The sequence below is a fragment of the Algorimicrobium echini genome (assembly GCF_900115185.1).
GTDB classification, from domain to species: Bacteria; Bacteroidota; Bacteroidia; order Flavobacteriales; family Flavobacteriaceae; genus Algorimicrobium; species Algorimicrobium echini.
Genome location: NZ_FOVN01000005.1, coordinates 222,532 through 235,810 on the forward strand (window position 1 = coordinate 222,532; position 13,279 = coordinate 235,810).

Annotated in this window: 8 protein-coding genes; 4 read left to right on the plus strand and 4 right to left on the minus strand. The window is 33.1% G+C overall.

The genetic code is table 11. From position 1 onward, the window contains the following. Nucleotides 1–36: 36 nt before the first annotated feature. Entirely contained in the window at nucleotides 37–1,365 is a 1,329-nt protein-coding gene (gene ffh, locus BM239_RS12340) for a signal recognition particle protein (protein WP_092209067.1), read from the minus strand. Nucleotides 1,366–1,505: 140 nt separating this feature from the next. Continuing rightward, on the minus strand, nucleotides 1,506–3,821 hold the full coding sequence (locus tag BM239_RS12345) for a LamG domain-containing protein (RefSeq protein ID WP_177209039.1): 2,316 nt from the start codon (nucleotides 3,819–3,821) through the stop codon (nucleotides 1,506–1,508). 103 nt (nucleotides 3,822–3,924) lie between these two features. Between BM239_RS12345 and BM239_RS12350 the strand changes: the two genes are divergently transcribed. From BM239_RS12350 to BM239_RS12360, 3 genes are all read left to right on the plus strand, one after another. Then, a complete protein-coding gene (locus BM239_RS12350) occupies nucleotides 3,925–4,440 on the plus strand; it encodes an RNA polymerase sigma factor (protein ID WP_092209071.1) in 516 nt (171 codons plus the stop codon). A gap of 65 nt (nucleotides 4,441–4,505) precedes the next feature. Further along, the gene (locus BM239_RS12355) at nucleotides 4,506–5,405 is read left to right on the plus strand and encodes a FecR family protein (RefSeq protein WP_092209073.1); all 900 of its coding nucleotides are present in this window, start codon (nucleotides 4,506–4,508) and stop codon (nucleotides 5,403–5,405) included. Further along, nucleotides 5,395–7,698 (plus strand): TonB-dependent receptor plug domain-containing protein, encoded by a 2,304-nt coding sequence (locus BM239_RS12360; protein WP_092209075.1) that lies wholly within the window; start codon nucleotides 5,395–5,397, stop codon nucleotides 7,696–7,698. The genes BM239_RS12355 and BM239_RS12360 overlap by 11 nt, the downstream gene beginning before the upstream one ends. Before the next feature lie 4 nt (nucleotides 7,699–7,702). Here the strand turns inward: BM239_RS12360 and BM239_RS12365 are convergent, their stop codons facing one another. Further along, nucleotides 7,703–8,878: a hypothetical protein gene (locus tag BM239_RS12365; RefSeq protein ID WP_143094923.1), complete on the minus strand. Its 1,176-nt coding sequence runs from the start codon at nucleotides 8,876–8,878 to the stop codon at nucleotides 7,703–7,705. A gap of 70 nt (nucleotides 8,879–8,948) precedes the next feature. Continuing rightward, nucleotides 8,949–10,727 carry an arginine--tRNA ligase gene (gene argS, locus BM239_RS12370; RefSeq protein WP_092209079.1) on the minus strand — a complete coding sequence of 593 codons (1,779 nt, stop codon included), beginning with the start codon at nucleotides 10,725–10,727 and terminating at the stop codon, nucleotides 8,949–8,951. Nucleotides 10,728–11,211: 484 nt separating this feature from the next. Between argS and BM239_RS12375 the strand changes: the two genes are divergently transcribed. After that, nucleotides 11,212–13,278, plus strand: a complete 2,067-nt coding sequence (locus tag BM239_RS12375; protein ID WP_092209082.1) for a tetratricopeptide repeat-containing sensor histidine kinase — start codon at nucleotides 11,212–11,214, stop codon at nucleotides 13,276–13,278. Nucleotide 13,279 lies beyond the last annotated feature (1 nt).

Below are 13,279 nucleotides of genomic sequence, written 5' to 3' on the forward strand. Positions count from 1 at the left end.
TCCCAATTGTGAGGAATATCCGCAAGACAAGGAGCTTTACCTCATCCCTTTCATAGCCTGCATCATGGCTTTACCTTTTCCTCCTTGCATCATTTTCATCATTTTACCCATTTGGTCAAACTGTTTTAATAGTTGGTTAACCTCTTGGACTGATGTGCCTGATCCTTTTCCAATTCGTTTTTTTCTACTGGCATTAATAACAGATGGGTTTGTGCGTTCTAAAGGTGTCATAGAATGAATAATAGCTTCAATGCCTTTAAAAGCATCATCATCAATATCAATATCTTTCATCATTTTTCCAGCTCCAGGAATCATGCCGATAAGATCTTTCATATTACCCATTTTCTTAATTTGCTGAATTTGCTTTAAGAAATCATCAAAACCGAATTGGTTTTTGGCTATTTTTTTCTGAAGTTTTCTAGCTTCTACTTCATCATATTGCTCTTGAGCTCTTTCAACAAGTGACACAACATCACCCATTCCTAGAATTCTATCTGCCATACGTGAAGGGTAGAAAACATCAATAGCCTCCATTTTCTCACCTGTACCAATAAACTTAATTGGTTTATTAACTACAGATTTAATGGAAATAGCTGCTCCACCACGTGTATCTCCGTCTAACTTGGTTAGAATTACACCATCAAAATTCAAGACATCGTTGAAGGCTTTAGCTGTATTTACTGCATCTTGCCCTGTCATGGAGTCAACAACAAACAATGTTTCTTGTGGCTGAGTGGCTTTATGAATATTAGATATTTCGGTCATCATGGCCTCATCAACCGCTAAACGACCAGCAGTATCTATTATAACCACATTATGCCCATTTGCTTTTGCGTGTGCAATACCAGCTTGTGCTATAGCAACGGGATCGGTATTGCCTTTATCGCTATAAACTTCAACACCTATTTGATCACCCACAACGTGTAATTGGTCAACTGCTGCAGGACGATACACATCACAGGCCACTAATAAAGGCTTTTTAGTTTTTTTGTTTTTAAGAAAATTGGCTAATTTACCAGAAAAGGTTGTTTTACCAGATCCTTGTAAACCAGACATTAGAATAACGCTTGGTGCACCGGATAAATTTAGCCCTTCGGCATCACCACCCATTAATTCGGTTAATTCGTCTTTTACGATTTTAACCATTAATTGGCCTGGCTGAAGTGTCGTTAATACATTTTGTCCAAGTGCTTTTTCTTTTACACGAACGGTAAATTCTTTAGCAATTTTAAAGTTAACATCGGCATCTAAAAGCGCTCTTCGTACTTCTTTTAAAGTTTCGGCTACGTTAACTTCTGTAATGCTTCCGTGTCCTTTTAATACGTGTAACGCTTTATCTAACTTTTCACTTAAATTATTAAACATACTTCTTATAAATTTTAAAGAAGCAAATTTAATGATTTGATTGCTATTAATAAAGCGATGCTCATATTTAATTACATAAAAAAGAGCTGCCTCATTTGGACAGCTCTTTACTACTAAAAATAAAACTATTAACTAATTGGTTACAGACATTGAAAACAATCTGCTTCTAAATTATACAAATCACCAACTTCATTAGGACTTAAAGTACGTTTGTACACGCGTAAGTCATCTAAATGCCCTGTAAAAAATTGTCCCACTACATAATTACTTAAGGGATCCGAATCTATATTAAAATTGGAATTTTCATCAATATTTCGCAATTGACCATCGCGATATAAACGAATGGTGTTGTTGGAATCTCTAGTTATTACTAAATGATGCCAGTCTGTGTTTTCCCATTGCACATCCACTTCACCATTCCAATCGTTATCCCAAAGCCCGTAACCATTTGTTGTATCGCTTACTAAAGGCGTGTTTAAATCGTAAACCGCTAATTGAAACCCTTCGGAGTTTACATTCCCTTTTTGGAAAATAGTTTCAAAATTTCCTAAATCATCATTTTGCATTTTAAACCAAACACTTACTGAAAAATTATCACCTTGAACCAATTGGTTTTGGGCTGTTACTGGAATGGAAAAGTTTGAAGTTCCATCAAATGAAACCGCACAAGTGGCATTTCCAGCACGATCTTCAGTTAAAAATGTAAAGCCAGGAACTATTTCACCACTAATTAAGTCTCGAACCTCATCGCCAAAAGGCATGTAGATTATTAAATCGTTTGTTAAAGTCCCAGGATTATTACATGCTGGACAATCACGCTCCATAACCATATTGGTGTTATTAACATTTACCATTTCTAGTCGATCCTCCTCACATGCAATAATCAACCAATAATCATTTACCGCTTGAATATTTGGCCCATTAACACCACTTAACTCCAGCGCCACACTGCTACCTGTTTGTGTTGTAGACCAGTTGGCTGTTATATTTAAACCATTACCCGTAACTACTACTTCAGAAGTTGATATAAATTCAAAATTATACATAATTAAATGGTCGTCGCCATTATAACTTACCACATTCCAAATACAGGATTGTAGATAGTTATCAATGTCTGATTCTAAACAGTTGGCACTACAGTTTTCAAGTTCCAAGCCGATTTCAAAAACTTCAAACTGGCCATTAACAGCTTCTATTCTTAAATAAATAGTTTGCGGATTTGTAGTATTAGAAAATGAGTTGGGTTGTGCAATGGCATTTACTCCATTTTCAGCATCGGCTAATGTTACATGAAATGTTGGTGTAAAATCTACATTACAAGTTACAGTGCCCAATACCAATGTTTCCAATTCAAAAACTCCAACTCCATCATTGTCAAAATCACAAATCGTTAATGTCTGATTGGCAAAACAATTAAAAGGATATTCTTGACAGTCCTGTTCTAAAACCATTTCAACCGTTTCAGAGTTTATTTGTTGGGTGAATACTAATCGATCATCGCTACAAGTTTCTACCAACCAATCGCCTTCTAATGGCGTAAAATCTGTCAATCCCGATATGTTTAATACCACTTGCTCATCAATAGTTGAAACATTCCAGTTTCCACCAACCGTTAAAGAGCTTGTTCCATAAATAATCTGTAATAAATTATTATCATTAAAATAAAAGTCAAAACCTACATAATCATCGTTACCGCTGTGAGCTGCCATTGTCCAATGACATTCTTGTAAATTTTCAATAACTTCATCAAGATCACAGTCATAGAAACAGTTTTCATTAGCTGCATTAATAGCCTCTTCCATTTCCTGATTACTAGTTACCTCAACAGTTTCACCGTTAGTGTACATTAAAGAAACTGGAAAATTTAAACTCGCTAAAACAACACCATTATTACCATTTTCTAGACCTTCTAAAAAGATATATAATTCGTAATCATTCTCAATGACAACTGTATCGATAACTTGAAAATCTGTATTATAAATTGAAAACGAAATTGGGTATACAAAATCAACGCATTCTATAATGTTTTCATCTGCAATACAAGTTTCTATAAAATCGTCTAATGCTTCAACAGATTCAATTTGTATTTCTGTATAATCGTTAAGAATTATGGTGATTGGGAATAAAAACGCTACGGTATCTTCATCGGTATTACTAGCATCAAATATAGCTTCTAAAAGACTCAAGTCATCTAAAGCTTCAATGGTTAGTGTTATGCCATTTGCTTCAATAGTTACTGGTAAATTAACTGTAAAGCAATCGGAACCATCTAGAAGGTTATCAACACGTCCATTGTTTGCTGAAGCACCTCTCATGGCATTTGCCAAATTGGAATCTGGCTGAATAATTTCCTGTTCGTTTGGTGGAGTTTCTTCAATTACTTCGTCTTGACATGCGGTTAGCGAAATAAATAGCATACCTATAAGTATGAAGATCCATTTGATTGATTGTTTCATGATAAATGTTTTAATTAGACTCATTTCTTATAAAACAGTTTAAATTAAAAAACTCCTACCATGCCATATCTTTTTTTATACATTTACAGACAGAAACTAAAAAATGTCTAAAGATTTAAATGAAAATATTTGTCAGGAACAGTTGTTTTCCAAGCTGTTTAAAACGCATGCTAAAAACTTGCACGACTTTTTATATTACAAATTTGGCAATCATTTAAATCCGCAGGATCAAGTTCAAGAAGCGTTTATAAAATTATGGAAAAACTGTAAGGATATTAAACCTTCCAAAGCCAAATCCTATTTATTCACGGTTGCCAATAATTTAATGTTGAATGCTGTGGCACACCAAAAAGTGGTTTTAAAATTTCAAGAAATCAAGCCCAAATCCGCCACAAATGAAACGCCTGAATTCCTTTTAGAAGAGCGTGAATATATGCAGAAACTCCAAAACGCAATATCAAATTTAACCGAAGCACAACGTGTGGCCTTTTTACTAAACCGGATTGAAGGCAAAAAACACAAAGAAATAGCGGCTATGCTAGATATTTCAACCAAAGCTGTAGAAAAACGTATTTATGGAGCTTTAAAACAATTACGAAAAGATATTGAAGATATTTAAAAAAACAGATCCAGTAAGGTAGGAAAAACAACTGTGAACTTGTTATATAGATGAATAGGTAAATTATGAATCGAGACGAACTCATACAAAAATGGTTACGGGACGACTTAAACCCTCAAGAGATGGAGGCGTTTAAGGCACTTGATGATTATGACGCACTCATTAAGTTATCAGAAAGTTTAAAGCATTTTAAAGCGCCAGCGTTTGATGAGTCGGTTGCTTTTGAAACCATTTCGGCAGAAATTTCTAAAAAGCCAAAATCAAAAACAAAATGGTTAAAACCTATTTTAAGGATTGCCGCTTTACTTGCCATTTCGTTTAGTGTTTATTACTATACCTCAACGTTAGACACAAGCATATCAACACTTACTGCAGATAAAACAACCTTTTATTTACCAGATCATTCTCAAGTAACATTAAATGCATTATCCAAAATAACCTACAATAAAAAAAATTGGAAAAACCAACGTGAACTTACATTGCATGGTGAAGCCTTTTTTAAAGTTGAAAAGGGTTCCAAATTTAACGTCCAAACATCCTTTGGAACTATTACCGTTTTAGGAACTCAATTTTTAGTAGAAAATAGGAACGATATTTTTGAAGTAGTTTGTTATGAAGGTTCTGTACAGGTTACAACTGAAGATAAAAATTTGGTTTTAAAACCAGGCGATCAATTTTTAATTCTAGATGGAGAATTCATTGCTCAAGAAAAAGAAAACAGCGCAAATCCCGCTTGGTTACACAACGAAAGTCAGTTTAAAAGTATGCCATACAAATTTGTTTTAAATGAATGGGAACGACATTACAAACAAAAATTAGATGCAAAAACCATTAATACATCGGTATTGTTTACAGGAAAATTTGTTCACGATGATTTAGATTTGGCTCTCAAAGCCATTACATTACCGCTAAACATAAAATACACCAAAAAAGAAAATGGATTGATTGTATTGCATGAAAAATAGCTACTTATTCATATTTATTTGTTGCTTTTTGGGCGTGTTTGGAAAGCTTCAAGCACAAAAAATCACGCCCAAAAAGCAACCTTTACAACTCATCTTACAAAGTATTGAGCAAGAATACCAATTATCGTTTTCTTATGCAGATACAACAATTGCCCAAAAGGTTCTAATTCCACCCATCAAAAATATTTCAAAGGCAAGACTCATAGCCTATTTAGAAGCCGAGACACAGTTAATTTTTGAGGCTATATCAGAAAACAGTTATGCTGTTAGACCTATTGCGTTTTCAGACATTACCAAAACTCAATATTTAGATGAAGTGCTAATCAATAATTATTTAACTGAAGGGCTTTCAATACAAACCAATGGAACTGCTCATATTCAATTAAAATCATTTGGGATTTTACCTGGTTTGATAGAACCAGACATCTTACAAACCATTCAAGCCTTACCAGGAATTACCAGTATTGACGAACGCGTTTCTAATTTAAATATTCGTGGTGGTACAAACGATCAAAATCTCATACTTTGGAATGGCATTAAAATGTACCAATCAGGGCATTTTTTTGGATTGATTTCTGCTTTTAATCCATCATTAATTGATCGTGTTTTAATTTCAAAAAATGGATCTAGTGCGCAATTTGGCGATGGTGTTTCAGGAATTATAGATATGTATAATTCCAATACCATCTCAAAAGATTTAGAAGTTGGTATTGGCGCTAATATGCTAGCAACTGATGCTTTTGCAGTTATTCCTATTTCAGAAAAAATAGGTTTACAATTTGCTGGTAGACGCTCATTGACGGATGTTTTTAACACGCCAACTTACAAACAATACTTTAAACGAATTTTTCAAGATTCCAATTTATCAAATCCAACGGAGACCGTAATTACCAATTCTGAAGAATTCTATTTTTATGATGTTTCTGCCAAACTGATTTATGATATTTCTGAAAATGATAAATTAGAAATCAGTTTTTTAAACATTGATAACGATTTAGACTACAAAGAAACGGCAACAGTTAATAACAGCCATACAATTTCAAACAGCCAACTTACTCAAGGTAGTTTGGCTGTTAATAGCAGATACACTAGAAATTGGACCTCTAAATTACAAACATCATTTCAAGCCTACTTTTCCACATACGATTTGTATGCTGAACATATGGACTTGAGCAACAATCAAGAATTGATTCAAGAAAACAATGTTAAAGACGGAAGTTTAAAAGCCCAATTACTTTTTAATGTAGATGAACAATTGAATTATGAAGGCGGTTACCAGTATTCTGAAGTTGGCATTAGCAATTTAGAGGACGTTACCAACCCCAATTTTAGGCGCTACATAAAAGAAGTACTCCGAACACACGGTTTTTACAACGAGTTAAGTTATAAATCGAAATCTGGAAATACTCGTGCTCGGTTTGGTTTTCGAGCCAATTACATTGAAAAATTTTCAGATTTTTATTTTGAGCCACGTTTGAGCTTCAATCAAATAATTGCTAAAAACTTTAGAGTTGAAGTGTTGGCTGAACTTAAAAGCCAAACGACATCTCAAATTATTGATTTGCAAAACGATTTTTTAGGGATAGAAAAAAAACGTTGGATTCTAGCCAACAATAACGATATTCCGGTAATAAAAAGCCAACAAATATCAACAGGAATTCATTATAACAAAAACCAATTAGTGATTAGCCTAGAGGCTTACTTAAAACAAGTTGACGGTATTACTTCCCGAAGTCAAGGATTTCAAAATCAATTTCAATACACCAACTCTATTGGAGAATATACTATAACCGGATTGGACTTCTTAATTAATACACAATTTGAAAATTTTAGTACCTGGTTGAGTTATTCCTACAGTAAAAACAACTATACTTTTTTAGACTTATTTGGTGGTAACAAATTTCCAAACAATGTAGATATTAAGCACCAATTGAATATCTCTGGAACCTATACTTTAAATCGTTTGAAATTAGCTATGGGTATGAATTGGCATTCAGGAAGGCCAAATACTATTTTAAATAATACTCAAACGGAAGCCAATGGCGTTTTAATTTATGAAGCACCCAATGCCGAAAATTTACCAGATTATTGGCGAACAGACGTATCAGCCATCTATGATTTTAAACTTTCAAAAGACACCAAGGCCCAAGTTGGCGCTTCTATTTGGAACATTTTTGACACCGAAAATATCGTTAACAGTTATTATATCATGGACAGCAATAACCATGCAATTCAAGTAGAAAATGTCGCTTTAGGTTTAACTCCCAATTTATCATTTCGTGTATCCTTTTAGTGTTTTAGTCTTTTTGCTTTTGATGCTTATTTTTTTGATGAATTTTACCAGCAAAATAGCCTAATAGAAACGGTAGGAAGAGTAAAACAGCAAACAACAGCACAATATAAAATAAAATTGTTCCTGTTAAATCTTTTACATGAATCATGGCTTCATCAACAACTCTCACAGATATTTCACTAGCTTCAAAAGCTACAGCTTTACGTTCTCTTAAAATAATACTGTCTAGAGCTATCCGTTCACGCCTTATAATTGTATCAATAGCCTGACGTTCTAGAGCCATTCGCTCACTAACCAGACCTATTTCAGAATTAAGAGCGTAAAACAGGTTCCGCATATCAGTTGAAAAAGATTTTAAAGCTACATGTAATTTGTCAGGCGTATTCTCGGCAATATCACTTAACCTATCTATTTTCATTTCAACGGTTGCCATCACATCTTTTATCTGCACGGAATCAAATCCTTTTTCTTTCAGTATTAATTCGGTATTCCATTTAAATTGTTTGCCAGCAGCATCAGTTGAATACGTGAGTTTATCTGAAAAATTTGTCATGACTTCCGACAGGGATCCAACAGTTGTAAACGCCAAACTATCTGGCATTTTCAAGAACTCCACATAAGCTGATCGCACTGGATTATGCTTTAAATTAGCACTTGAAATTGGATTATCAGCTGCAAATTTAGAAGCAAAATCTTGATGTTTTAAGAACGCTTCTGATGTAAAAAACTGCCGTGCTTTTTTTTCAATATCCTCAACATTCTCTTGAGCAACTTGAGCGACATAGTCTGTATAATCGCCAAAATAGTCATGTGCTGCGCTTGTTTTCATAAAATTACGCACTTGTAACATATAGGTCCACGTATCCATTAAAGACAGTTTAGGCGAACTCTGAAAAGCCGTATTTTTAAAGGTATTTAAGGTTTCAATTTTCCAACGATAGGCCAGCTTTTGCAAATTAGTATTGGCGGTTGTAGATATAATACTATCTGCAGCAAATTCAACACGGTTTGTAGCCTCTGTAACTAACGATTGCGTTAGCAAACGCATATTAAGCTCTTGTTTTGAGAGAGGTTCTTGAGCCGTTTCAATTTTTAATAAAGAGCAATTATTGAACATGCCACAAAATGACAGGACTAAAGCACAACGTTTAAGTGTTTTGAAAAAGACTAAAAGTTTCACATACTTGGTATATACTATAAATATAGCACAAAAATGAAAAACTTTTTATAATCAGTTATAAAAAAGCAGTTTACATACGTTCAGGAACCCGAATCCCTAATAAACCAAAGCCATTTTTAATAATTCGTGCAACAGACTGCGACAATTGAACTCGGAAAACCTTTTCATTTTCTGAATCAGCACCAAGAATTGACACATTCTGGTAGAAGGAATTAAAACCTTTTACCAAATCATAAATATAGTTTGCAATTAATGCCGGACTATGATTAGTTGCCGCATTTTGAATAACTTCAGGAAATAATTCTATATGTTTAATAAGGTCGCGTTCTTTTTCGTGCAACGAAATAGTGGTAATAGGCTCGGAATACTTAAAATCTGCTTTTCTTAAAATAGCTTGAATTCGCGCATAAGTATATTGAATAAAAGGTCCTGTATTACCTTGAAAATCTACAGACTCTTTAGGGTCGAATAAAATACGTTTTTTAGGATCTACTTTTAAAATGTAATATTTTAAAGCTCCCAAACCAATGGTTTTATAAAGGTCCTGTTTGTCATTTTCAGAGTAACCATCTAACTTTCCAAGTTCATTTGAAATTTCTTCGGCAGTATCTGTCATGTCTTGCATTAAATCGTCAGCATCCACAACCGTTCCTTCGCGGCTTTTCATTTTTCCACTTGGCAAATCCACCATACCATAACTTAAGTGGAATAAATTTTTAGCCCAATCAAAACCTAATTTTTTTAATATTAAAAATAAAACTTGAAAATGGTAATCCTGTTCGTTACCAACTGTGTAAACCATACCGCCAACATCTGGATAATCTTTAACACGCTGAATGGCTGTTCCAATGTCTTGCGTCATATAAACGGCTGTTCCGTCTGCGCGCAAAACAATTTTTTCATCAAGACCATCATCTGTTAAATCACACCAAACGGACCCATCTTCTTTTTTGTAAAAAACACCTGTTTTTAATCCTTCGGCTACAAATTCTTTCCCTAGTAAATAGGTTTCACTTTCATAATACAGTTTATCAAAATCTACACCTAGATTTTGATAAGTTGTTTCAAAACCGCTATAAACCCAACCATTCATCTTGTTCCAAAGGGCAACAACCGCTTCATCACCTGCTTCCCATTTAAGAAGCATATTTTGCGCTTCTATTAATATTGGTGCTTCCTGTTTGGCTTCGGTTTCCGTTTTCCCTTGATTAATGAGAACTTCAATTTCCTTTTTATATTCTTTATCAAACTTTACATAGTAGTTCCCTACCAGCTTATCGCCTTTTAAACCAGAAGATTCTGGAGTTTCGCCATTCCCAAAACGCTCCCAAGCCAACATACTCTTACATATATGAATCCCACGGTCGTTAATTATTTGAGTTTTATAAACTTTTTTTCCTGATGCTTTTAAAATTTCTGAAACACTGTATCCTAATAAATTATTTCGTATATGACCTAAATGCAAAGGCTTATTGGTGTTTGGAGACGAATATTCAACCATTATGGCTTTAGCTTCTTCATTTGGAGTAACAAAACCAAAATTATGTTTTTGAGCCATATTATTGAAGAAATTCAGATAATAGGCTTCATTAATTTCAACATTTAAAAACCCTTTAACCACGTTATAACCTGTAACAACATCCAGATTATCTTTTAAAAACTGACCTATTTGCTCACCAATTTGAGTCGGGTTGCCTTTAACTTCGCGCAGCATAGAAAAAACAACAATTGTTATGTCGCCAGGAAATTCTTTACGAGTTGCTTGAAATTCTACTGAAGAAATAGCTACATTATAAATTGATTTTACCGCTTGTTTTACAGATTCTGAAAGGGTTTCTTGAAGATTCATTTTTTCATTTTTAAGAGTGCAAAGATACTATTTTAATACAAGTTATACAGGATATTTTTATTTAGAATTATTAATGTGGTGTTAATATTGGATTTCACCTTTAGTTATTTTAAGCCTAAAATTCAGGTTTTTACGATTTTAAAAAATTGGTCGTAACATTTTAATAAATCGGTTTAAAACCAACCCTAAAAACGACAAGACCACGCGTGCATTTCATCGACAAATGTGTCGTTATTCCAAGATAATTACCGTTAGTCGGACAGGTGTTTTTCAGTTAAAATGACATTGTTCATTTCAACTAATTTATTGGTATTAAAACCTAAAAATTAGCATTTTATAACTCTTTTGCCAATTTTTGTGAAGTAAATGCTATTGATCCCAAATTAATGGGCTTTTAAACTAACTAACACATTACCTGCTTTAACGTTGTATCTCAAGAACTTAATAAGGCTTGTTTATACTGCATTTTGCAGCTTATAATTGTATGAGGCAATTAATAACTTTATTATTATTTCTTTCTGTTTTTATTTGTTTTTCCCAAACAAAAGAGCAGGATAGCCTTACTATACAATTAGCCTTTCAAAAATCTGACACCTCGAAAGTTGAAACTTCTTTAAAGCTTATCAAATCGCTTTACAATAGTAAAGAATATGCTAAATCTTTAAAATTTATTTCCGAAAGTGAAAAACTTTCCAATGCCTTAAATTATCAAAAAGGAAATGCCGAAATAACCTATTACAAAGCACTAATATTTGCTGAAAAAGGAGACTATATTAATGCCATAGACAACTATACAAAGTCTAAAGACTTATTTATTACCTTAAAAGATACTTTAAACATTGCGAAAGTGAATAACAGCATTGGTTTAATAGAGATTGCTCGTGGTAATTATAATAAAGGACTACAATATTCATTATCTGCTATTATTGAATTAGAAAAGCGAGGCCTAAAAAAAGAATTATGTTCCGCTTATAAAAATTTAGCCAATGCCTATGAGCATATTAACAACCGCTCGAAAGCAATTGAATTTAATTTAAAACGTCTTGAAATAGAAAAGGGATTAAATGACAAATCAGGCATTATTACAACCCATAAAAAGCTAGCCGAACTTTATTCCCTTGAAAAGGAAAACCGAAAAGCAATTGATTATTACGAAAAAGTGCTTCGAGATTTAAATGTTGAAAATGACTCGCTTAAAGGTGAAATTTTACCACGTTTGGGAGGAGAATATCTTCAATTTAAAGATTATGATATTGCTGCTAATTATTTATTAGAAGGTTTAAAATTAAACAGGCAAACTGACAATCAGTTAGGTTTATTAATTTCGCTTAACAATTTAGGAAAACTTAATTTACAACAAAATAGAACAACCAGTGCTGAAATTCAGTTGACAGAAGCGGCTAATATTGCTAAATCTTTAAAAAACGACCAACAGTTATTAATAAACTATAGATTAATGACCGTTTTAGATTCAACAAATAGAAACTACGAACGCGCTTTTGAATGGCAACGAAATTATTACAATCTTAAAAGAAAAATTGAATTAGAAAATCTACCTCCTAAAGTGGAAACCACTTCTAACCTACCGTCTTTAACAGAAATTAATGCTATAAGTAAATCTGTTGAATCCAGTATTTTAGAGCAACATAAACAAGAAAATTTTGAAAACGAGAAAAAACTCAACGATTTAAAACTTGTTTTTTATTTACTGTTAGCTGTTTTTGCCATTGTACTTACGTTTTTTGTTTTAGTTTATTCAAAACGAAATAGTCGTTTAAAATATACCCGAGATTTAGAAGAAAAAAATCAGAAAATAGAGTTACAAAATGCTGCTATTTTAGAACAGACAAAACATCTTGAGGATATCAATAAAGTAAAAGATCGTTTGTTCTCAATTGTTTCACATGATTTAAAAGACTCCTTAACCTCTATTAAAGGGTTTATTGATTTATTAAATGATGGCTCGCTGACACAATCAGAATTTAACTCATTGATTCCAGAATTAAGTGAAAATGCTAATAATGCATCATTATTACTTTTCAACTTATTAAACTGGTCTAAATCTCAAATGCAATCGTTAGAGTCTAACCCTAGTTTATTTGATATTCAAGAAGTTTTTGAGGAAAAAACACATTTACTAGAACAAAAAATAGAGAAAAAAGGAATAACACTAGTAAACCATACTTTACATGATTTTGTTTATGCAGATCAAAGTATGATTGAAATTGTTATTCAGAATTTACTAACCAATGCCATTAAGTTTAGTAAGCCAGGAGACACTATAACGGTTGCTAACCAAATTAGCAATGGACGATCTATAATTAGTATTTCAGATACTGGTGTTGGTATAGCGCCTGAAAATATTGACAAACTATTTAAGAATAGTACGTTTACAACTGTAGGAACCAGCAATGAAAAAGGAACTGGTTTAGGACTAACAATCTGTAAAGAATTAGTAGACCTTAATCATGGTAAAATTTGGGTGGAAAGCATCTTAAATAAGGGCACCACATTTTATATTGAGTTACCTAAATCAAACCCATTAGTCTAGT